Source organism: Curtobacterium sp. ME26 (assembly GCF_903970945.1).
GTDB lineage: Bacteria > Actinomycetota > Actinomycetes > Actinomycetales > Microbacteriaceae > Curtobacterium > Curtobacterium citri.
The window spans coordinates 14,887-36,846 of sequence record NZ_CAJCKG010000008.1 but is presented as its reverse complement, the minus strand read 5'-3'; the positions used below and the strand labels follow the sequence as shown (position 1 = coordinate 36,846).

19 protein-coding genes are annotated in these 21,960 nt (G+C 71.1%); 12 read left to right on the top strand and 7 right to left on the bottom strand.

The genetic code is table 11. The features are described 5' to 3' along the window. The first annotated feature begins 204 nt into the window (after window positions 1-204). The 7 genes from H7A69_RS04985 to H7A69_RS04955 all read left to right on the top strand — a co-directional run bounded on the left by H7A69_RS04985 (window position 205) and on the right by H7A69_RS04955 (window position 8,331). On the top strand, window positions 205-930 hold the full coding sequence (locus H7A69_RS04985; protein ID WP_182046054.1) for a hypothetical protein: 726 nt from the start codon (window positions 205-207) through the stop codon (window positions 928-930). Then, the gene (locus H7A69_RS04980; RefSeq protein WP_182046053.1) at window positions 927-2,381 is read left to right on the top strand and encodes an oligosaccharide flippase family protein; all 1,455 of its coding nucleotides are present in this window, start codon (window positions 927-929) and stop codon (window positions 2,379-2,381) included. The genes H7A69_RS04985 and H7A69_RS04980 overlap by 4 nt, the downstream gene beginning before the upstream one ends. 136 nt (window positions 2,382-2,517) lie before the next feature. Next, a complete protein-coding gene (locus tag H7A69_RS04975; protein ID WP_182046052.1) occupies window positions 2,518-3,441 on the top strand; it encodes a beta-1,6-N-acetylglucosaminyltransferase in 924 nt (307 codons plus the stop codon). 23 nt (window positions 3,442-3,464) lie between these two features. After that, window positions 3,465-4,493 carry a GDP-mannose 4,6-dehydratase gene (gene gmd, locus H7A69_RS04970; protein WP_182046051.1) on the top strand — a complete coding sequence of 343 codons (1,029 nt, stop codon included), beginning with the start codon at window positions 3,465-3,467 and terminating at the stop codon, window positions 4,491-4,493. Further along, window positions 4,493-5,461 (top strand): GDP-L-fucose synthase family protein, encoded by a 969-nt coding sequence (locus tag H7A69_RS04965; RefSeq protein WP_182046050.1) that lies wholly within the window; start codon window positions 4,493-4,495, stop codon window positions 5,459-5,461. Before gmd ends, H7A69_RS04965 begins: the two co-directional genes overlap by 1 nt. A gap of 36 nt (window positions 5,462-5,497) precedes the next feature. Then, the gene (locus H7A69_RS04960; RefSeq protein WP_182046049.1) at window positions 5,498-7,315 is read left to right on the top strand and encodes a DUF4012 domain-containing protein; all 1,818 of its coding nucleotides are present in this window, start codon (window positions 5,498-5,500) and stop codon (window positions 7,313-7,315) included. 449 nt (window positions 7,316-7,764) lie between these two features. Continuing rightward, window positions 7,765-8,331, top strand: coding sequence for a hypothetical protein (locus H7A69_RS04955; RefSeq protein ID WP_069712410.1), 567 nt, complete (start codon window positions 7,765-7,767; stop codon window positions 8,329-8,331). Between the two features lie 252 nt (window positions 8,332-8,583). On the opposite strand, the gene H7A69_RS04950 is transcribed toward H7A69_RS04955, so the two are convergent. Next, the gene (locus H7A69_RS04950; RefSeq protein ID WP_182046048.1) at window positions 8,584-9,444 is read right to left on the bottom strand and encodes a VanZ family protein; all 861 of its coding nucleotides are present in this window, start codon (window positions 9,442-9,444) and stop codon (window positions 8,584-8,586) included. Window positions 9,445-9,715: 271 nt separating this feature from the next. Here H7A69_RS04950 and H7A69_RS04945 point away from each other — a divergent pair, with 271 nt between their 5' ends. Further along, a complete protein-coding gene (locus H7A69_RS04945; protein WP_069712411.1) occupies window positions 9,716-10,042 on the top strand; it encodes a hypothetical protein in 327 nt (108 codons plus the stop codon). Here H7A69_RS04945 and H7A69_RS17395 read toward each other — a convergent pair. Next, entirely contained in the window at window positions 10,023-10,151 is a 129-nt protein-coding gene (locus tag H7A69_RS17395) for a hypothetical protein (RefSeq protein WP_259346089.1), read from the bottom strand. The two genes, H7A69_RS04945 and H7A69_RS17395, sit on opposite strands and share 20 nt — an antisense overlap. Here H7A69_RS17395 and H7A69_RS04940 point away from each other — a divergent pair. After that, window positions 10,150-10,479, top strand: coding sequence for a hypothetical protein (locus H7A69_RS04940; RefSeq protein WP_182046047.1), 330 nt, complete (start codon window positions 10,150-10,152; stop codon window positions 10,477-10,479). The genes H7A69_RS17395 and H7A69_RS04940 overlap by 2 nt on opposite strands. A 287-nt stretch (window positions 10,480-10,766) precedes the next feature. Next, entirely contained in the window at window positions 10,767-16,187 is a 5,421-nt protein-coding gene (locus tag H7A69_RS04935) for an Ig-like domain-containing protein (RefSeq protein WP_182046046.1), read from the top strand. 127 nt (window positions 16,188-16,314) lie between these two features. On the opposite strand, the gene H7A69_RS04930 is transcribed toward H7A69_RS04935, so the two are convergent. The 3 genes from H7A69_RS04930 to H7A69_RS04920 are packed head-to-tail and all read right to left on the bottom strand — an operon-like array spanning window position 16,315 to window position 18,418. Then, complete coding sequence (locus H7A69_RS04930) at window positions 16,315-17,046, bottom strand: SOS response-associated peptidase (RefSeq protein WP_182046045.1); 732 nt, start codon at window positions 17,044-17,046, stop codon at window positions 16,315-16,317. Window positions 17,047-17,099: 53 nt separating this feature from the next. Beyond that, a complete protein-coding gene (locus tag H7A69_RS04925; protein ID WP_182046044.1) occupies window positions 17,100-17,795 on the bottom strand; it encodes a hypothetical protein in 696 nt (231 codons plus the stop codon). Continuing rightward, on the bottom strand, window positions 17,792-18,418 hold the full coding sequence (locus H7A69_RS04920) for a hypothetical protein (protein ID WP_182046043.1): 627 nt from the start codon (window positions 18,416-18,418) through the stop codon (window positions 17,792-17,794). Before H7A69_RS04920 ends, H7A69_RS04925 begins: the two co-directional genes overlap by 4 nt. A gap of 54 nt (window positions 18,419-18,472) precedes the next feature. Here H7A69_RS04920 and H7A69_RS04915 point away from each other — a divergent pair, with 54 nt between their 5' ends. Beyond that, entirely contained in the window at window positions 18,473-18,862 is a 390-nt protein-coding gene (locus H7A69_RS04915; RefSeq protein ID WP_182046042.1) for a YchJ family protein, read from the top strand. A 33-nt stretch (window positions 18,863-18,895) separates the two neighbouring features. Beyond that, window positions 18,896-19,849: an SDR family NAD(P)-dependent oxidoreductase gene (locus tag H7A69_RS04910; protein ID WP_182046041.1), complete on the top strand. Its 954-nt coding sequence runs from the start codon at window positions 18,896-18,898 to the stop codon at window positions 19,847-19,849. A gap of 38 nt (window positions 19,850-19,887) precedes the next feature. Here the strand turns inward: H7A69_RS04910 and H7A69_RS04905 are convergent, their stop codons facing one another. Further along, window positions 19,888-21,009 (bottom strand): hypothetical protein, encoded by a 1,122-nt coding sequence (locus H7A69_RS04905; protein ID WP_182046040.1) that lies wholly within the window; start codon window positions 21,007-21,009, stop codon window positions 19,888-19,890. A 35-nt stretch (window positions 21,010-21,044) separates the two neighbouring features. Next, on the bottom strand, window positions 21,045-21,911 hold the full coding sequence (locus tag H7A69_RS04900; protein ID WP_182046039.1) for a shikimate dehydrogenase family protein: 867 nt from the start codon (window positions 21,909-21,911) through the stop codon (window positions 21,045-21,047). Window positions 21,912-21,960: the final 49 nt, after the last annotated feature.

Below are 21,960 nucleotides of genomic sequence, written 5' to 3'. Positions count from 1 at the left end.
CGGTTCGAACGGGGCATGAACGCGCGAGACCTGCAGCGCAGCAGTGGTCGTGCGACGCCACCCGACCGATGGGTGCCGCCGCGGAACCTGCTCGGACTCCGGGTCCGTGTGGACCCGTACCCGGATCTCGGACATCAGCTGTCAACCTGGATCGCCGGCTACCTGTGGTCCGCGGACCTTGGAGTGCCCTACCTCGGTGGAGACGTGACGAAGGACACGAAGGGGCTCTTTGACCTGGCACGGTCGACGGCCGGTGCATCCTCTGGAACTGTGGTCGAGCGCCGCATCGCAGCGACTGGGTTCGAGTACGAGGACTGGGCTCTTCCTGCGCTCCAGCGGGCGACGAGTCGGGCCGCCTCCCGCTCCAGCCGACCGTGGGTCGGACGATTGGCGGTGGACCAGCGTCGCTGGGACCAGACGCCGGCGGCCGAGCCGCTGCGTCGAGCCCTCCTCGGTGGGTACCTCGGTGAACAGTTCAGGCAGATCGAGGCAAATGCGGACTACATCGCGGTCCACGCACGACGTGGAGACATCGGGCCGGAATCGCATCCTGATCGCTGGATCGGTCTCGCTTACTACCAACGGCTGATCGCCGAGATCAGGACCGTTCCCGCGCTCGCGCGCATGCCGGTCAGGCTCTTCACCTCGGGCGATGCAGCAGACCTGCGTGACCTGAACGACATCGGGGTCACGATCTCCGACGGCGGCGAGCGAGACCAGGACTTCGTTGAGATCGCGGCCGCACGGGTCGTCGTGGCGGCTCCGAGTTCCTTCGGGTTCCTCGCCGCGCTCGTGTCGAGAGCCCCCGTGATCGCCCGCGTCCCCTGGTGGCATCACATCCCGGACATGGGTCGGTGGTTGGCGTACAAGGAGGGCCAAGGCCTAGACGTCGCCCGACTCGACGACCTGATCTCCGGTGCCGCTCCGTGACATCGAACGGTCGGCGCCTCATGGCCGGGGCCTCGTGGGTGTACGGGCTGCAACTCCTGACCGTCGTTGTGCAACTCGCGTACGCAGCGCTGACGTCACGGCTCGCCGAACCCGGGGTCTTCGGCGCGTACAGCGTCGCGCTGTCGATCGCGGCGCTGGTCAACCTGCTGGGATCCGGTGGTCTGTCGCAGACGGCTGCTCGAGCGCCGGACGCGGAGCGGTCATCGACACGACCTCTTGCCACCTACGCGTTGCTCCTGGGAGTGGCCGCGGCGCTCTTCACCCTGGCCACGGCCGATCTCTGGAGTGCATTCTGGGGCGCACCGCAGGCCTCCGGCGCTGTGCGACTCCTCGCAGCGAGTGCGCTTGTGATGCCGTTCCTCAGCTTGAGTACCGGCCTGCTGCGCCGTCAAGGGGTCTTCCGCCAGATGGCGATCGCCACCTTCGCCGCCAACGTCGTCGGGATGATCGTCGGTGCGGCTGCAGTACTCGTCCTTCGCAGCCCCGAGTCCCTGGCCGTCTCGGCGATCGTCGGGCAGTGGGGGTCGTTGGTCTGGGCGATTACCCGACTCCGCGGTGGTCTGCTCCCCGGCCGGCTCGCCCTCCGGTCGGACAACGTCCGGTTCAGCACGAAGCTCGTCGTGGTGTCCGTGTTCCAGTACGTCTCCGGCAACGCCCCACGATGGAGCGTCAGCCAGTTCGTCGGAGCCGGCGTGCTCGGCGCATGGAACCGGGCTGACGTCCTGTCGACGATCCCGTTCTCGCAGCTGCAGAACGCGCTGATGCAGGTGATCTACCCGGAGTTCCGTCGCTACGAGGTGGGCACGTCCGCCGCGAGAGCCGCATGGCTGGACATGCTGACCCTCGTCGCATGGCTCACCCTGCCCCTCGGCGCCGTGATCGCCGGCGTGGGGCCGGAAGTCGTCCGCCTCGCGCTCGGGCCGGGTTGGGGACTTGCCGGCCAGATCCTGCCGCTGCTCGCAGTGCTGGGTGCCGTGCAGCCGCTGATGATCCTCTTGGCCGGTGCCCTTGAAGCCGCCGCGCTCTTCAAGGCGATCTGGCTGTCCGAAGCCGTCGCTTTCGTCCTCAGCGCTGTCGGTGTCGCGATGGTCGTGGTCCATCAGCAGTACGTCTTCGCCCTCCTCGCACTCATTGCGGCGATGATCGGTCGGCACATGGTGCACATCCTCCAGGCACACCGAGTCCGTGCGCTCGGCCTCCGGCAACTCGCCCTCGGGTACGCGCAGCCAGCGGTGTTCGCCCTGGTGCTCTACGGCTCACTCGTGGTGCTCTTCCACGACTTCGGCTTCGGGCCGGTCCGGGTGGCCGCAGGCCTCGTCGGCCTAGCCGTCCTCGTCGTGTGGGTGGGGGCGACGCGTCGATCCTTCCCTCCACTGGAGGTCCTCCGTCGCCGCGGGATCCTCAGGGGAGGCGGCGAGAGGCTGTCGTGAGGCTCGAAACCTCCCTAGGACGCAAGCGGGCTCGATTCGGCTGACCACGCTGGCGCTCGTAAGGTAGATTCAGCCGATCAGGGGCCAAGGGGGGCGGGTGTTGCGGTCCGGACCCCTGAACAACGAAGGGGCGGCCGTGCAACCGATCTTCCTCGTCTACACGTTCCAGGACGCCGCGCACCTGCGGGAACTCGTCGAAGCGCTGGCACCGTACGAAGTGATCGTCCACGTCGACGCAAAGGTCGATGTTTCCCCGTTCGCCGCCGCGGTCGGGCACTGCACGAACGTCCGGATGCTGCAGGACCGAGTTCAGGTCAATTGGGGCGGCTACTCGCAGGTCCGCGCAATCCGAGCCCTCGTGCGGAAGGGACTCGAGTTCGCGAACGACGACGACTACCTCGTCCTGCTCTCCGGCTCGGACTACCCGCTCCGAGCAGTCGACGACTTGGTCGCCCACCTCGAGGAGCACCAGGGGTCGCAGTTCATCCGCGCGTTCGAGATCTCCACGAGCGAAGAGAAGTACCGCAGACAGGTCGACCGACGGCATCACCGCGACATGCGTTTCCTGTCGACCCGGACCGGCAACCGAGTCCTCCGCAAGGCTCGCAACGGCATCATCCGACTCCTCGACGGCCCCCTGAGCACGAAGCGCTCCCCGGTTCCTCCGAACGGGCTTCGTATCGGTCACGGCGGGACGCACTTCGCGGTGACAGCGGCGTGTCTCCGCGAGATGGAAGCGCTGGTGACACCGGAGGTGGAACGCTACTTCGCGGCGATATTCTGCCCGGAGGAGAAGTTCTACCAGTCCCTGATCATGCGCACCCGCTTCGCTTCAGCGACGCCGGCGAGTGGATTCGAGGACTACGTGGGCCCGGGGAACTGGCGCTACGCCAATCTCCACCTCATCGATCCGACTCTCATCCGGGTGTTCACCGAGAAGGATTGGCTGGAAGTAGCGACCTCCGACAAGTTCTTCATCCGCAAGATCGTGACCGGGCCGAGCACCGGTCTCCGCAGCAAGATCAAGACTGAGCGGCTCACGGCTGCCCGGTCGAATTGAAACGACGTGAGGACGGAAACCAGTTGCCCAAGAAAGCCTTGATCACGGGGATCACCGGACAGGACGGGTCGTACCTGGCCGAGCTGCTCCTCCGCAAGGGGTACGAGGTGCACGGGGTCATCCGTCGCGCGTCGACCTTTAACACCTCGCGGATCGACCACCTGTACGTCGACCCGCACAACCCGGACGCGAAGCTCTTCCTGCACTACGGCGACCTCGGTGACGGAGCTCGGTTGGTCAGCCTCCTGGGGGAGCTGAAGCCGGACGAGGTCTACAACCTCGCCGCGCAGTCGCACGTGCGTGTGTCCTTCGACGAGCCCGAGCACACTGGTGACGTCACCGGTGTCGGCTCGATGCGCATGCTCGAGGCTGTCCGCATGTCGGGCATCCACACGCGCTTCTACCAGGCGTCGTCGTCCGAGATGTTCGGCGCAACCCCGCCGCCGCAGAACGAAGAGACCCCGTTCTGGCCGCGCTCGCCCTACGGCGCCGCGAAGGTCTACAGCTACTGGGTCACGCGGAACTACCGCGAGGCGTACGACATGTTCGCCGTGAACGGGATCCTGTTCAATCACGAGTCTCCCCGCCGCGGAGAGACGTTCGTCACGCGCAAGATCACCCGTGCGGTCGCTCGCATCAAGGCGGGCCTCGAGGACCACGTGTACCTCGGCAACCTCGACTCGGTGCGCGACTGGGGCTACGCCGCGGAGTACGTCGAGGGCATGTGGCGGATGCTGCAGGCCGACGAGCCCGACGACTTCGTCCTGGCGACCGGCGGGAACTTCACGGTGCGTGACTTCCTCGAAACGGCGTTCTCGCACGTGGGTCTGAACTGGGAGGACCACGTGCGGTTCGACGAGCGGTACCTGCGTCCGAGCGAGGTAGACGCGCTCGTCGGCGACGCGTCGAAGGCCAAGGAGAAGCTCGGGTGGGAGGCCACGGTCGACACCGCGGAACTCGCCCGCATCATGGTCGACGCGGACGTCGAGGCGCTCGAGTACGAGGGCCGGCCGTGGATCGACACGGTCAAGCTCGCGAGCTGGGAGTCCTGATGGCCGTCGACTTCACCCCCGCGCCGCTCGATCGCGACGACCGGGTCTACATCGCCGGCCACCGCGGGTTGGTCGGCTCGGCCGTGCAGCGGAAGTTCGAGGCAGAGGGCTTCACCGACCTGGTCGGACGGACCTCGTCGGAACTCGACCTGAAGGACCGCGGCGCGGTCTTCGACTTCTTCGCGCAGGAGCGGCCGAAGCACGTCGTCCTCGCGGCGGCGAAGGTCGGCGGCATCCTGGCGAACGACACGTACCCGCACGACTTCCTCAGCGATAACCTGCAGATCCAGGTGAACGTGATGGACGCTGCGGTCGCGCACGGCGTGGAGCGCCTGGTGTTCCTCGGGTCGTCCTGCATCTACCCGAAGCTGGCCGAGCAGCCGATCCACGAGGACTCGCTCCTCACCGGTCACCTCGAGCCGACCAACGACGCGTACGCGATCGCGAAGATCGCCGGCATCCTGCAGGTCCAGGCGGTCCGCCGGCAGCACGGGCTGCCCTGGATCTCGGCGATGCCGACGAACCTGTACGGCCCCGGCGACAACTTCTCGCCGAAGGGGTCGCACGTGCTGCCGGCGTTCATCCGTCGGTACGACGAGGCGGTGCAGCAGGGCGTCGATCGCGTGGAGAACTGGGGAACCGGTTTGCCGCGTCGCGAGTTCCTGCACGTCGACGACATGGCGGCCGCGGTCTTCCACTTGATCGAGCACTACGACGGTCCGGACCAGGTCAACGTGGGTACCGGCTCGGACGTCACGATCCGCGAGATCGCCGAGACGATCGCGAAGGTCGTCGGGTTCGAGGGTGAGACCATCTGGGACACTTCGAAGCCTGATGGGACGCCGCAGAAGCTCCTCGACGTGTCGAAGCTCGCCGATGCGGGATGGACCGCGCAGATCGGTCTCGAGGACGGCCTCCGCAGCACGATCGAGTGGTACCGCGAGCACGTGGACTCGATCCGCCAGTGATGCTGATTGGACATGAGGGACCGTAAGATTGCCCTCATGTCCGACCAGCCCGAGTCGCGACGCACTGCAGCACCCCGGGGGTCCAGGGCCCGCGTCGTCCTGTGGGTCGTCCTGGCCGTCGTCCTCCTGCTGATCTTCGCCGTCGTGTGGGTCGGCGCGCGTGGTGTGCTCGCTCGCGGGCACCTCGAGCGTGCGGTGGCCGACGTGAGCACGCTCCGTTCGCAGCTCGGCGACGCGGACACGACGGCAGCGCAGCGGACGGCGCAGCGCCTGGAGGACGAAGCCGCGTCCGCGCGGTCGCTCACCGGCGACCCAGTCTGGAGTGCCGCGCAGCACGTGCCGTTCTTCGGCACCAACCTCCGCGCCGTCCGGCAGATCTCCGTGGTAGCGGACGACATCGCGACGGGCGCGGTCAGTCCGGTCGCCGGGGCGATCGGTGGTCTCAGCGCCGAGTCCTTCGCGCCGAAGGACGGCAAGGTCGACCTCGAGCCGCTCGTCAAGGCGCAGCCCGCGGTGGCGCAGGCAGCGACGACGCTGCAGCGGGCGGACCGGGACGTGCAGGCGATCGACACGAGCGACACGCTCTCGCCGATCACGTCGGCGGTGAACCAGTTGCGGAACGCCGTGCTCTCGGCGTACCAGCAGGTGGCGACCGCTGACCGCTTCGTGCAGATCGCTCCCGCCATGCTCGGTCACGACGGCGAGCGCGACTACGTGCTGCTCTTCCAGAACAACGCCGAGCTCCGTGCCGGCGGTGGCATCCCGGGGGCGGTCGCCCTGCTCAAGGTGCAGGACGGGTCGATCGCGCTCGAGAACCAGGCGGCAGGCTCGACCTTCGGCCCCTACGCGAAGTCCGTGCTCCCGCTCGACGCCGGCACCAGCAGCCTGTACGGGGAGATCACCGGACGGTACATGCAGGACGTGACCTTGACGCCACGCTTCGACGTGTCCGCGAAGCTCGCGCAGGCGATGTGGCAGCAGAAGTTCGGCCAGCGGGTCGACGGCGTGCTCGCGATGGACCCGGTGACGCTGAGCTACCTCCTGCGCGCCACCGGACCGGTGCAGCTGCCGACCGGGGACACCCTGACCTCGGACAACGCCGTGCCGTTGCTCCTCAGCGAGGTCTACGCCAAGTACCCGGACCCGGCGGTGCAGGACCTGTTCTTCGCGTCGGCGGCCAAGGCGGTCTTCGACAAGGTCGCGAGCGGGTCGTTCGACGCCAAGGAGTTCATCGGTGCGCTGACGCAGGGGACCGACGAGGGGCGCCTGCGTCTGTGGAGCGCGGAGAAGAACGAGCAGGAGCAGATCGCGGGCACGCCGCTCGCGGGCGAGCTCCCGACGGCGAGCAGCGAGACCCGGCAGTTCGGCGTCTACCTGAACGACGGGACCGCGTCGAAGATGGACTACTACCTGAGCAAGGCGGTGTCGGTCGGGTCGTCGGTCTGCCGGGCGGACGGACGCCCGACGTCGGTGATCGAGGTGACGCTCAAGAACACCGCGCCGGCGGACGCGGCGACGAGTCTGCCGGAGTACGTCACCGGTGGCGGCTTCGCCGGCACCGAGCCCGGCAAGGTGAAGACGCTGGTCGCGGTGTACGCGCCGGCCGACTCGATCTACCTCGGCTCGTCGCAGGACGGCAAGCAGGTCGGCGTGCAGACCGTCATGGACGGCGACCACCCGGTCGCGCAGCTGCAGACGCTGCTCGCGCCGGGCCAGAGCACGACGTTCCGGGTCGCCTTCCTCGGTGATGCGGACCACGCTCGCGCGGGCGTGGAGGCACTGTCGACCCCGGGCGTCCAGCAGACGAAGGCCGAGGCCCTGTCCTTCGACTGCGCCACTCCGATCCCGAACTGACGGGCCTGAGAACGGCACTGAGGGGCGGAGAGCAGCGCGGAGTGTAGGGCTGCGGCACCCCGGCATCCTCATCACGCACCCCGTGTCGGCTCGGAGGGCGTTCCCGTGTTACCCCAGACCGGGGGGTCAGTGCCGTTCCTGTACGGACGGGATCACTGTGCAGAGCGGGCGCTCAGCGAGTCCGAGAACGAGCGAATTCTACCGCTCACCAGGGAAAAGCGAACTCCGAGAGCTGAACCAGAGGTGCCCTCACGCTGTCCGCGCGGCGCGACGACGAGGAAAGTTCACACGAATGTTGCACAGATCGTGGCAACACCCTGGGAGATCCCGCTAGATTGAGGGAACTTCGCCATAGCGACCGCTTGCTCCTCCGTGGTCGGGATCAGGGGCGTGGTGCCGGGCCTTGGGTTTCAGGGTCTGCAGGATCAGATCACTAGGGGAAACACTTCATGAAGAAGCTCATCGCCGCTGCCCTCATCGCGGGCGCAGCCTTCGTCGCGGTCCCGACCGCCGCCAACGCCGCCGGGTACGCCCCGGAGTCGGCCGGTACGGTCACGGGCGCCCCGGTCGCCGGTGGCACCGTCTCCGCCAACTTCGCCGCGGACGTCTTCGCGCCGAACGAGCCCGTCCGCGTGCAGGTCACCGGTGCCGGTGCCGTCACGCTCGGAGCGCTGCCGATCACCACGGTCTCGAAGGACTACACGTCGAACGCCGACGGCTCGCTGTCGGTGCGCGTCACCTTCCCGGCCGGCGGCTCGGGCACCTACAACCTGACCGCGACCGGCGCCACCTCGGGCCAGACCGGTACCGGCTTCTTCTCGATCGTCCCGGCTGCCGCCGGCGGCACCGGCACCACGGTCGGCTCGACCGGTGGCACCGGCACCCCCGGTGAGCTCGCCTTCACCGGTGGCACCATCTCCACCCTCGGCCTCTGGGCTGCCGGTGGCGCGCTCGTCCTCGGTGGCGGCCTGCTGGTCGTCCGCAAGTCGGTCCGTCGTCAGCGCGACGCCGCCTGAGCACAGCACTCCTGAAGAACGACCCTCGGCACCTCGGTGCCGGGGGTCGTTCTCGTCGTACGAGGGGGAAGGGGGACGTCAGGTCACGATCAACGCGATCGCGACGACGGCGACGACGGCGAGCGGCGCGGCGATCCACAACCACCACGGGAACATCGAGGGCGGACGGTACCGGCGGCGTTCGGGTCGGGCCATGCGCTGACCGTACGGCCACACGCCTGGGGGAGCCGGGCGAACGAGGAGCGAGTCCGCTCAGGACCGTCGCGCCCGCCCGAGCACCACGACCCCCACCAGCACCCCGAGCACCGCCCCCGAGGTGTTCGCCAGCACGTCGTCCACGGATGCGAACCGCGCCGGCAGGAACAGCGCCTGCACCGTCTCGATCGCGCAGCTCGCCACGAAGCCGCCGAGCATGCCGACCCACCACGCCCGCGCCCCGAAGAGCAGCAGCACGAAGAACCCGAACGGCACGAAGAAGAGCACGTTCGCGGTGAACTCGACCGCGTCGTACCCGAGCCACCCCGGTGCTCCGAGGCGCTGCCCGGCCGCGATGGCCCGCACCAGCGTCGGGTACGCGCCGCCGTCGACGGGCGACCCGGCCGTCGCCACCAGCACCACCACCAGGCCGTAGGCGGCCGCCAGCGTCCACGCCACCCGCCGGGTCCGCCCCGAAGCATGAGCCGCTCGTGCACGGGCGTGCCAGGCCGCATCCGCGAGCGCGCCGATACCCACCCCGACGAGCCCCGCGAGCGCCACCGAGCGGAACCGGTCGCCCGGGTACGCCGCGGGCAGGGCCGCGGCCACCGCGAGCAGGAGGACGACGACACCGCTCGCGACGGAACGACGTCGGATCGCATCCGGACGGGAGGCACGGGACGCCCCCGCCAGCAGCACCGGCAGCAGGGCGGTCGCCACCGTCACCCCCATCGCCAGCACGAACCCGTCACCGAGCGCGAGCGTGCCGTGTCCGAGCGCGCGCAGCGCGCCCACCCCGGCCACCACGCCGGACCGCAGCCGGTCCGCCAGGCCGGGCACCAGGAGCACCGCGACCACCATCACGACCGCGACGGACAGCACGATCCGCACGATCGCGGTCCTGGTCGCGGTGGTCACGGGAACCGACGCTAGCGGGGCGCGCCTCCCGGCCGGGAGAGTTCGCCGGAGTGCCCGCAGGACGCGACGGAACAGTTCATCCACGAAACGAGTACCCCGTTCGTACCCCTGTACCCCGTTCTGAAGTCGCGTACCCCCGGGTTTCCGGGGGTGTACCCCGATCCGTATGCACGGAAACCGTGAATCGACGGGCATCGGTGGCGCGGTCGGGGGACGCTCTCGTAGATTCGTCTCGTCAGCAGCTGTACCCCGGATCGCGAAGGAGAGCGACATGAGCACCACGGTCACCACCGACACCCGCGAGGTCACCCTCGACACCGAGACGGTCGACGTCATCGCGATCCTCGAGGCAGAAGCCGAGCAGTCCGGCCGCGCAGCACGTGCCAAGACCACGTGGACGCAGGAGGACGACGGCGAGTGGATCGCCAACTACGGCGGCTACTTCGGCGGCAGCGTCGACAAGCGCGACGGCCGCTACGTCGCCTCCGACACCTTCGGCCTCGTGGTCGGCGACTTCGCCACCCTCGAGGAGGCCCAGGCCAAGCTCTCGGACCAGCTCCACGTGATGCTGCCGTCCGTCATCCGTCCGGTCGCGTAGTGCCCGACGACCATCCCGGCCGCACGGCCACCAGCACTGCCCGCACCACCAGCACCGCAGGCACCACCAGCACCGCCGAGTACCAGAGCAGCACGAGGAGCAACACCATGAGCAGCATCGTCACCAGCAGCCACCAGGCCGAGGTGACCGTGGACACGGCGACCATCGAGGTCATCACCGGCATCGCTGCCGGCGTCGTGTCCCCCGACGCACCGGCCCGGGCGCACGTCGTCTGGTCCGAGGCCGACACGGGGCTCTGGGCCGCCAACTACGGCGGCTACTACGGCGGCGTGATCGACCAGCAGGGCACGCACTTCTTCGTGTCCGACACCTACGGCTCGTACGTCGGTGACTTCCGCTCGCTGGACGAGGCACAGGACCGCCTCGCCGAGCGGCTGCACCAGTTGCTGCCGTCGGTGCGGCGCACGCTCGACTGACACCGCGACATCCACGAAACGGGAGGCCCGGATCACCTCCGCCACACGGCGGACGTGATCCGGGCCTCCCGTTTCGTGCGTGGCCCCCCTCGGACCGGTACGGGCCCACCCCCAGAACGAGTGGTCCCCCCTACTGGGGACCGGAAGTGACCCCATGAGAACGCCCGTTCCTGTCAGGATCGAGGGGACGTCAGCGACCGTCCTTCTGCACGGACCGTCATGCAAGCGGCGTCGGCATCGTCTCGACCCGAAAGTGACTCATGCTGCCTGTGCACCAGGGCACCGCCGTGCCCGCGCGCTCTCGCGCGCGCCGCCGTCCCGGCATCCGTTCCGTCGCCATGCTCGGCGTCGCCCTGCTCGGCGCCGTCGGCGTGACGCAGGCCGTCGTGGCGGACCCGGCCGTCGCCGCGTCCGCGCTGTCCTGCGACCAGAACACGCTCTACGCGATCAACACGACGCAGAACCAGCTCGCGGCGATCGACGCGACGACCGGTGCGGTCACGAACATCGCGACGATGGACCCGGCGAACAACGCCCTCGCGGTCGCCCGCAACGGTGTCGCCGCCTACGCCGCCGTGAACGGCGGCAACACCATCACCGGGTACGACGCCGTCAACGGGGCGCGCACGGCCGACGTCACGAACGCCGACCCGGGCGGCAACCGCCAGCTGCTCCGCGGTGCGATCAACCCGGCGACCGGCATCTACTACTACGCCAGCGGTGCGACCCCCGCGTACCTCGGCGCGTACGACACGAAGACCGGGACGAAGATCGGTCAGGTCGGCACCATCGACGGCCTGCTGGCCGGCAAGAACGGTGACATGGCGTTCAGCACCGGCGGGTTGCTCTTCGTCGTGACGGGCAACCAGATCCGCCGCGTCGAGACGGTCCCGGCGACCGCAGGCACGGCCGCGCTCAAGACCACCCTGGTGTCGACGCTGCCGATCGACGCCAACGCCGCCGGCAGCCCCGGCATCGCCTTCTCCGCCGACGGCTACCTCTTCGCGTCGGTGGGCTCGTCGGTCTACAAGGTCGACCCCGCGACCGGCAACCAGGTCGGGACGACGATCCCGATCGCGGGCGGCTACACGCCGAGCGACCTCGCCTCGTGCAACTACGCCAACACGCTCGCGGCGCAGTCGAGCGTCGACCACCGCTGGGCGTCGGGCGACCAGTTCGCCCTGAAGGCCGCCGCCGTCGACCCGAAGACCGGCGCGGTCGGAGAGGCCACCGAGGGCAACAGCACGATCACCGACGGCACCGCCGACGGAGTGCAGGCCAAGCGCGCCGGTGCGATCCTGACGACTCCGAAGACGAAGTACACCGTCACCCAGACCGCCGCCGGCACGACCGACCTGGCGAACTACGCGACCACCTGGCGCGCCGAGAACGTCAATTCCGGCGCGGTCATCGCCCAGGGCGATGGCAACACGGCGAGCTTCGACTTCCCGAGCGCCACGAGCGCGGACGGCACCGACGTCGTCGTGACCTTCGCGAACACCGTGCGGGCCACGCACGTCGCGACCGCCCCGGACACCGCCACGACCACCACGGGGACCGCCGTCACGAAGGGCGCCTCGGACGGCGTGCTCGCGAACGACAGCGGCACCGGCGTCAGCGTCGTCTCGAACACGCAGCCCGCGCACGGCACCGCGAGCGTCGCGGCCGACGGTTCGTACACGTACACCCCGGCCGCCGGGTTCTCCGGGACCGACTCGTTCACCTACACGGCGAAGGACTCCTCGGGGCAGACCTCGACGAGCACCGTCACCGTGACCGTGAAGCCGTCCGCGGCGGACGACACGGTGACCGCCCGCGCGGGCCAGACCGCCACGGCGGACGCAGCCACGGGCCTCCTGGCCAACGACGGCGGCAGCGACCTGACCATCACCGACCACACCGACCCGTCGCACGGCACCCTCGTGCTCGGCAAGGACGGCTCGTACTCGTACACGCCGGCAGCCGGCTACTCCGGCCCCGACTCCTTCACCTACACGGCCCGGGACAGCAACGGGACGACCACGACCGCCACGGTCACCGTGACGGTCCTGACCGCAGCGGGCGCGGACTCGATCACCGTCGACGCCGGCGGCCCCGCCACCGGCGCCGCACCGGGCCTGCTCGGCAACGACCAGGGCAGCGGCCTCGCCGTCACGGGGTCGACCCAGCCGTCGCACGGCACCGTCACCGTCGGGAAGGACGGCTCCTACGCGTACACGCCGGCCGACGGGTACTCGGGCGGGGACTCGTTCGACTACACCGTCACCGACGCGAACGGGAAGAGCGACACCGTCACCGTGACCGTCCTCGTGCGGCCCGCGGCGGTCGACGACACGATCACCCTGCCCGCCGGCAGCACCGCCACGGCGACGACCCGCGCGGACGGCGTCCTCGGCAACGACCGCGGCACCGACCTGACGGTCCGGTCCAACAGCCAGCCCGACCACGGCACGCTGACGCTGAACCCCGACGGCACGTACACCTACGTGCCCGCCACCGGCTTCTCCGGCACCGACACCTTCACCTACCAGGCGACCGACGGCACCGGGACGGTCGTCAGCGGCACCGTCACCGTGGTGGTCGTGCCCACGGCGGCCGACGACCGCGCCGCCACCGGCGCGGACGCCCCCGTCGCGGTCGACGTCCTGCGCAACGACACCGGCTCGGGCCTGACCGCCGCGGTGGCGACCGCTCCGGCCCACGGCACCGTGGTGCGGAACGACGACGGCACGCTGGCGTACACCCCGGCCCGCGACTGGTCCGGCACGGACACCTTCACCTACACGGTGACCGACGGCGCCGGACGCACGTCGAAGCCGGCGACCGTCACGGTCGCGGTCTCGCCGCGCGCCCGTCCGGACACCACCTCGACGTCGGCCGGCACGCCGGTGACCGTCGCGGCGGCGGACCTGACGGCCAACGACTCCGGCACCGGGCTCGCCGTGACCGGCGTCAGCCGGGCGACGGACGGCTCGGTCGCGCTCGACGCGGACGGCAACGCCGTCTTCACCCCCGCCGACGGCTTCTCGGGCAGCGGCACCTTCTGGTACGACGTCCGCGACGCGGCGGGCCGCACCGACTCCACCTGGGTGGTCGTCGTGGTCGGACCGCGCGCAGCCGACGACCGCGCGACCGTCCCGGCCTCGACGACGCTGACCGTCCCGGTCGACCGGGGCGTGCTCGCGAACGACTCCGGCACCGGCCTGACCGCGGAGCTCGACGAGCCGCCGCTGCACGGCACGGTCGACCTGGCCGCCGACGGCTCGTACTCGTACACGCCGACCGCTGACTGGTCCGGCTCGGACCGCTTCACCTACACGGCGACGGACGCATCGGGCGCGAAGACCACCGGCCTCGTGACCATCACGGTCACGCCCCGCACGGAGGACGACCGGATCCGCACCGCGGCCGGTCAGCCCGTCACCGTCACCTCGGCGGACCTCACGGGCAACGACCACGGCACCGGTCTCACCGTCACCGCGGTCGGGAACCCGAGCGCCGGCACCGTCGTCCGCAACGTCGACGGCACCGTGACGTACACCCCGGCGCCCGGCACCTCGGGCCGCGCGACGTTCGACTACCAGGTCACCGGCGCCAACGGCAACACGGCGACCGGCACGGTCACCGTGACGATCACCCCCGTGGTCGCCGCGTCCGACGCCGACGCCACGGCCGACGGCACCCTCGTGGTCCCCGCCGACCGCGGCCCGCTCGCCGGTGCCACCGGGACCGACCTGTCGGTCACCGACAACACGCAGCCGCAGCACGGCACCGTCGAGGTCGGGAAGGACGGCTCGTACACCTACACGCCCGCACCCGACTTCTCGGGCAAGGACGGCTTCGAGGTGACGATCACCGACGGCTCCGGCACCACCACGACCGGGACCGTGACGATCACCGTCGCACCGAAGGCCGTCGACGACGCCGTGACGACCACGACGGACACCCCCGTCGACGTCCCCGTCCTCGCGAACGACAAGGGCACCGCGCTCCGGGTCACCGGCGTCGGCGCGGCCGCGAACGGGTCGGTGCGCGTCACCGACGCCGGCGTGACCTACACGCCGGCCGCGGGGTGGTCCGGCACGGACACCTTCACCTACACGGTGACCGACGGTGCCGGCTCGACCGCCACGGCGACCGTCACGGTCCGCGTCGCCCCGACCGCCGCCGACGACGTCCTGCAGACCGCCTCGGGCACCCCGCTGCCGATCGCCGCGGGGACCCTCACCGGCAACGACGCGGGCTCGGGCCTGACCGTCACCGGCACGACGGCGCCGCGCCACGGCACGGTCACGCAGGCAGCCGACGGCTCGCTGGTCTACACGCCCACCGCGGGCTGGTCCGGCCGAGACACCTTCACCTACACCGTCACCGACGCCTCCGGGCAGACCGCGACCGCCACGGTCACGGTGCTGGTCGGTGCCGTCGCGACCGCCGACCGCGGTGCGACGACGACGAACGGCACGCTCCGGGTGCCCGCCTCGTCCGGCGTCCTGGCCGACGACTCGGGCGCGGGTCTCCGGGCGGAGCTCGACCGGAAGCCGCAGCACGGCACCGTGGAGCTCGCGGCAGACGGCTCGTACGTGTACACGCCGGCCGACGGGTTCTCCGGCACCGACACGTTCACGTACACCGCCACCGACGCCGAGGGCTCGACCGCGACCGGGATCGTCACCATCACGGTGACGCCGACCGCCGGCGCGGACGCCGCCCGCACGACGGCCGGCAAGTCGGTCACGGTCGCGGGGCCGGGCGTGCTCGGCAACGACCACGGCTCGGCGCTCCGCGTCGCCTCGGTCGGTCGTGCCCAGCACGGCACCGTGCGGATCGCCGCAGACGGCACCTTCGTCTACACCCCGGCCGCCGGCTTCTCCGGGGTCGACACCGTCACCTACGACGTGGTCGACGCCGAGGGCCAGCACGCCGAGGCAGTCGTCACCGTCACGGTCGGCATCGACGCGGTGGCCGACAGCGCCCGCACCGTCGCCGGCACCGCGGTCGCCCGCGACGCCCGGCACGGCCTGCTCGGCAACGACGGCGGCACCGGCCTGACCGCCGCACTCGACCGGAAGCCCGCCCACGGCACGGTCACGGTGCAGCGCGACGGCTCGTACGTCTACACGCCCGCCGAGGGCTTCACCGGGACCGACCGGTTCACCTACACGGTGACCGACGCCTCCGGGCAGACGACGACCGCGACCGCCACCATGACCGTCGTCGCGGCGGCCACCGCCACCGACGACTCGGCAACGGGCAAGGTCGACCACGCCGTCACCATCCGTCCGATCGACAACGACCACGCCAGCGGCGGAGCGCACTTCGTGCCGTCGACGCTGCACCTGGTCGACCCCACCACCGGCGCCCAGACCGACCGGGTCGTCGTGCGGGGGATGGGCACCTGGCAGGTCGAGCGCGGGCAGGTCGTCTTCACCCCGGAGCACGGCTGGGCAGCCCGCACGTCGATCGACTACACGGTCGCCGACACCGCGGCGCAGGTGGTCCGCGCCACGCTCGAGGTCTACTACCCGACCGGGCTCGCCGCCGCCACGCACATCGCCAAGCTGGCCTTCACCGGCACCACCGGGCTCGTCGGGCTCGGGCTCTCGGCCCTCGCGATGGTCCTCGCCGGTGCGTTCCTGGTGGTCCGTCGCCGGAACGGCGACGACGTCGCCGTGGCGACGGGGGTGCGTCGACGCTCGCAGGACTGAGGTCCTGAGCGGCCCAGCCCGCGCACCGGACGGGAGGCCCGGATCACGTCAGCCGACAGGCGCACGTGATCCGGGCCTCCCGTCCGTCGTCCATGGCCGGTGGCGCGGCGCGCTCACCCGATGGGGCTCACCCGACAGGTTCGATGAGCTGCGGGCCGTCGTTCCGCACGCTGTTGACCGCGCGCGAGACCTCGTACTGTTCGAGTCCGGCAGCGACCGCGATCGACTCGTGGTCGAGCAGCGCGAGCAGGTCGTCCGAGCCCAGGCCGCCGTCCAGCCAGTCGTCGTAGCCGTCCGGGGTGAGGAACGCCGGCATGCGGTCGTGCACCTCGCCCGGCGCGACGTGGGCGTCCCGCGTGATGATCGCCAGCGACAGCAGCCACTTGTCCGGGTCGTCCTCGGGCTTGGTCGGGTCGGGCCAGGCACTCACGATGCCCGCCATCGCGAGCGCACCGCCGGGCTCGTGCACGAAGTGGGGTTCCTTGCCGTCCTCGCGGACGACCCACTCGTAGTAGCCGAGCGCCGGGACGATGCAGCGGTTCGTCGCGAACGCCCGCTTGAACATGCCGCTCGTGGCGACCGTCTCGATGCGGGCGTTGATCGGCTTCGGACGCTGCTTCCGGAAGTCCTTCGCCCAGCTCGGCACGAAGCCCCAGCTGATCTGCGGGAGCTCGCGCTGCCCGTGGCGCTGCCGGACCGCGTACACGGGGTCGGTCGGAGCGACGTTCCAGCTCGGGGGGAGGCCGGCGTGGACCTCACCGGTGTCCTCGTCGACGTGCTCGGTGCGCGCAGCGAGCTCACCCACGAGCTCGGGCAGCAGATCGGCCGTGGTGTCGGAGACGACGAACCTTCCACACATGCGACCAGTGTGCCCGGCGGGGCCGACAGCGGGCCGGGGACGGCCGGGCCGGGTCAGTCGTCGGGCAGGCCGAGCTTCGAGCCGCGAGGTGCCGGACGGTGTGTCCGCCGGCTCCCGGCAGTGCCGCCCGGCGAGGGCGCCGGTGGCACTTCCGGCAGCGACGCTGCCAGGATGCGGGCCCGTTCGATCCGCCCGAGCCGGACCAGCCCGAGGACGAGCCGGACGACCAGGAACAGGGAGACGAAGCTGAAGAGCTGGACGTGTGTGTCGAGGACCAGGAGGGACACCGCCGCCAGCAGACCGGCGACCGTCACGACGAAGCCGCGGAAGGTGTCCGGCACCTGTCCCGACTGGACGAGTTCGGCGTCCCGCAGGACCTCGTCGCGATCGGCGGGCGCGATCGTCGGTGCCGGTCCTCCGCCGAAGTACCGCTCGGTGCGCTCCGGGGCCTGCATGACCGAACCCGACCAGAAGAGCTTCGTCGCGTCGGGCGGCCGCGGCACGAGCGGGACGCACGCGACGGCGAAGCCGCCGATCCCCACCGCGAGGAGCACAGCACCGATCCACCCCGCGGGACCGGCGAGGTCCGGCCAGCCGACCGACAGCCCCACGACGACGAGGACGACCAGGGTCGCGACCCCGACGAGGATCCCGATCCCGACCGCGCGTCGCAGGCGGTCCGGCGGGACGTCGGTGTCGAAGCGGTCGCGGAACACCCGCCACCCGAGTTCGTACGCCGATCGGCTCACGGGGTTGCCTCCGTCGTCGTCGGGGCCGGGTCCGCTGCCAGCGCCGCGAGGCGGGCACGCTCGGCCCGGCCGATGCGGACCACCAGGTCCGGCAGCAGGAACAGGTAGAAGAACGGCCAGAGGAAGACGAGGGGCTGCCGCTCTCCGGAGACGAGCACCGCTGCACTGCCGCAAGCCAGGCCGACGAGCAGGGGCGTGAGCCGTGACAGCCGCCAGACCAGCCCGCGCTGTAAGAGCGGCACGTCGTTGAGCACGATCGCGCGGTCCTCCGGCGCCACGGGACGCTGCCGGCGGGACAGGTACGGCTGCACGGTCGACCGTGCGGAGAGCTGCTGGTCAGGTCGGACCTGCCGCCCGTTGATGCGGAGGTCGGGACCAGCCGCGCGAGCGGTCGGGAAGCACGCGAACACGAGCGCCAAGGCCCCGATCGTCACGAAGGAGACCGTGAGCACCGGGCGTACGCCACCGGACCCGGCCCAGCCGGTGGCGCGATCAGTCACGACGGACACCACGAGCACGACCACCGCGACGGCGCCGGCGATCCACGCGGCTCGCCGTGCTCGCGCAGGGTCGACGACGTCGCCGAGGAGCGCGCGGAAGACCCGCCAGCCGAGCATGAACACCTGTCACTTGTACTCGCCGGGTCTGCGGGCGTCCGCCGCTGCTACCGTGCCGAGGTGCTCCCCGACCACGACCAGCGCTGCCCCTGCCTGAGCGGCAACCCCTACGGCGAGTGCTGCGGCCCCCTGCACGCCGGTGCCGCGGCGCCGACCGCCGAGCGCCTCATGCGCTCCCGCTTCACCGCGTTCGCCCTCGGACTGCCCGAGTACCTGCTGCTGACCTGGCACCCGAGCGCCCGCCCGGACGAGCTGACGCTCGACCCGACGCAGCGGTGGACGCGGCTGGACATCGTGTCGACCCGGTCGGGAGGCCCGTTCGACACCCGAGGCACGGTCGCCTTCCGTGCGTGGTGGCGTTCCGACGACGAGCGCGGCACGCTCGAGGAGACCAGCGAGTTCGTGCGCGAGCAGGGCCGCTGGCTCTACGTCGACGGCGTCGTCGCCTGACGGCGACTGCCTCCACGGAGCAGACTCGGACGGGTGACCGACCGTGACCTCGCCGCATTCGGCGCGCACTCCACCGCCGAGCAGGTCCTGCACGGCATCGACCTGACCGGCCGCACGGTGATCGTCACCGGGGCGTCCTCCGGCATCGGCGTCGAGACCGCCCGGGCCCTCGTCGGAGCCGGCGCGACCGTCACCCTCGCCGTGCGGGACACCGCCGCCGGCGCCCGGACCGCCGAGGACATCGCGGGGACCACCGGCCGTCCGGCCCCCGCGGTCGAGGCGCTGCACCTCGACGTCCCGGCATCGGTCGAGGCCTTCGCCGACCGTTGGTCCGGTCCGCTGCACGTCCTCGTCGCGAACGCGGGCGTGATGGACAGCCCGCAGTCGTCGACCCCGGCCGGGTGGGAGTCGCAGTTCGCCACGAACCACCTGGGGCACTTCGCCCTGGCCCTCGGACTCCACGACGCACTCGCCGCCGCCGACGACGCACGGATCGTCTCGGTGTCGTCGAGCGGCCACGGCAGCTCGCCCGTCGTCTTCGAGGACCTGTTCTTCCGCCGTCGCCGGTACGAGCCCGGGCTCGCCTACGCGCAGTCGAAGACCGCGAACGTGCTCTTCGCCGTCGGGGTCGGGCAGCGGTGGGCCGACGACGGCATCACGGCGAACGCCTGCATGCCGGGCGGGATCTGGACGGGGTTGCAGAAGCACTGGGACCCGGAGGTCCTGGCCGCGACGATGGAGTCCGCTGCCGACGTCGTGAAGACGCCGGAGCAGGGCGCGGCCACGTCCGTGCTGCTCGCGACCGCGCCGGAGCTCGCGGGCGTGACCGGCCGCTACTTCGAGGACTGCCACGAAGCCGACGTGGTCGACCGGATCGTCGACGGTCTGCACGGGGTGCTGCCGTGGGCGCTCGACCCGGTCGCTGCCGACCGGCTCTGGGACGTCTCGGTGGCGCTGCTCGACGCCGAGGCCCGCTCCCGCGGCTGACCGCGGCGCGAGCAGGGCCGCCGGTCGTCGGTCGACGGTCAGGTGTAGCGCGCGACCAGCTCGTCGCACTCGGCGGCACCCGGGATGGCCGGCCGGCCGCCGAGCGCGTCCGTCAGCAGGTCGAACAGGGTCGGGTGGTCGGTCGGCGCCCGCTCGCTCAGCTCGGCCCGCCACCCGGGAGAGAGGACGTCGAGCGCCCATCCGACGGCGAGTCCGCTGGAGTAGTAGAGGTCCCGGTCGACCATGACGTCGGCGTACTCGTCGAAGACGTCGAGCAGGGTCGGGGCGTCGGCCGTCGCAGCATCGTCGTTCACCGCCTCCTCGAAGTACACCGCCGTGCCCTCGACGGTCTCGATGCCGTCCTGCCGCCGGAGCCCCGGCCACCGCTCGTACCGGGCGAGCCGCAGCCGTGCCGCGTCGGTCGCCGCGCGGCGGACTGCCGCCGGGTCGTCGGTGGCCGTCGCCGCGGTCAGGGCGGCCATCTCGGCGCGGAGCAGCCGCCGGTGCTCCGACGAGGCAGGCACTTCGAGCCGACCGCCGTCGTCGTAGTCCCAGTAGCCGGGGTCTCCGGGCTCGATGCCCTGCACGGCCACGTGGAAGTGCTCGTGGGCGCCGAAGTGCCGGAAGTCCTCGTCGGTCGGGACGTCGTCGCCGAACATCCCGGGGTGGAACTTGAACGCCAGGACGCGGTTCCCGTCCACCTCGATGTTCCCGAACTGCGACTTCACGTGGAGCCACGGCTCGGAGAACGCGAAGCGCTTGCTGACGCGGACGTCGTCGAGGAGCGGCATCCCGGGCAGCTCGACGCGGCGCATCCCGGAGACGTCGGTCCGGTCGCTCATGTTCACGAGGTACGCGTACGACCAGTCGAGCTTCCACGGGCCCGACGTGCGGAGCAGCACGAACGGCTGCTCCTCGTAGTGGTAGTCCTCGGTCCACATCCCCGTCGGGTCGCGCTGCGCCCGCTCGAACTGCTCGGAGAGCTGCCGGAACATCGTCCGGTCGGTGTCGTCGAGCGACGCCCACGACCCGGAGGGGTAGGGACCAGCGAGCCGCCACGTGACCGTTCCGGTCAGGACGAGTGCGCCGACGGCGAGGAGCGCGAGGAGGACGGTACGGACGCGACGGAGTCGGCGACGACGGCGAGGACGGGAGTACACATCCAGAATTCTAGATACGCCGGACCGTCATCCGCTCACACGCCGATGGTCTCCGGCAGCCCGACCGACAGCCGCATCGCCCGGCGGACCGCGGCCTCGTCCGGCAGCATCTCGGCATCGTCACCGGTCAGGAAGAAGCGGATCTGCCCGATCGCCTGCTCCGTCAGCATGTCGAGCCCGTTGAGCACGCGCCCGCCCGCTGTCCTCCACCGGCTCGCCGCCGCGGTCGGCCACGGCTCGTACGCGACGTCGAAGAGCACCGCGTCGGACCCCGACGGCAGCAGCTCGAGCTCGTCGGCCGCGCCGCCGGGCAGGGTCGACACGAGGAACCCGTGCCGCGTCCCCGGCAGGGTGTCCAACGGCAGGACCTCGAGCGTGACCCCGAGCCGGACGGCCAGGTCGACCAGCGGCCCGGCCTTCGCGGTGTCGCGGAGGAACACGCGCACGTCGACGGCCCCGAGCCGAACCGCCGCCGCGAGGGCGCTCGCCGCGGTGGCGCCGCCGCCGAGGATCGAGGCCTCGCCCGGCAGGTGCCCGAGGGCCTCGACCGGACGGACGATCCCCTCGACGTCGGTGTTCGCACCGGCGGTGACGACCCGGTCGCCCTCCTGCCGGAACGCGACGGTGTTCGCGACCCCGAGCTCGTCGACGAGCGAGGTCGTGCGGTCGAGCATCGGGAGGACCTCGCGCTTGAGCGGCATCGTCAGGCTGAGTCCGCGCCAGTCGGGGCCCAGCCCCGCGACGAACGCGTCGAGCCCGCCGGAGGCGACCTCGTGCCTCCCGTACGAGAACGGGACCCCGAGCACGTCGTAGGCCGCGCTGTGCAGCGTGGGGGAGAGCGAGTGCGCGACGGGGGAGCCGAGGACGGTCAGCCGGGTGCGGTCGGTGTCGGTGTACTCCACGGGTCCGGAGCCTAGCGGCCCACCCTCCGCGGGAGCCCTGCTTAGGGTA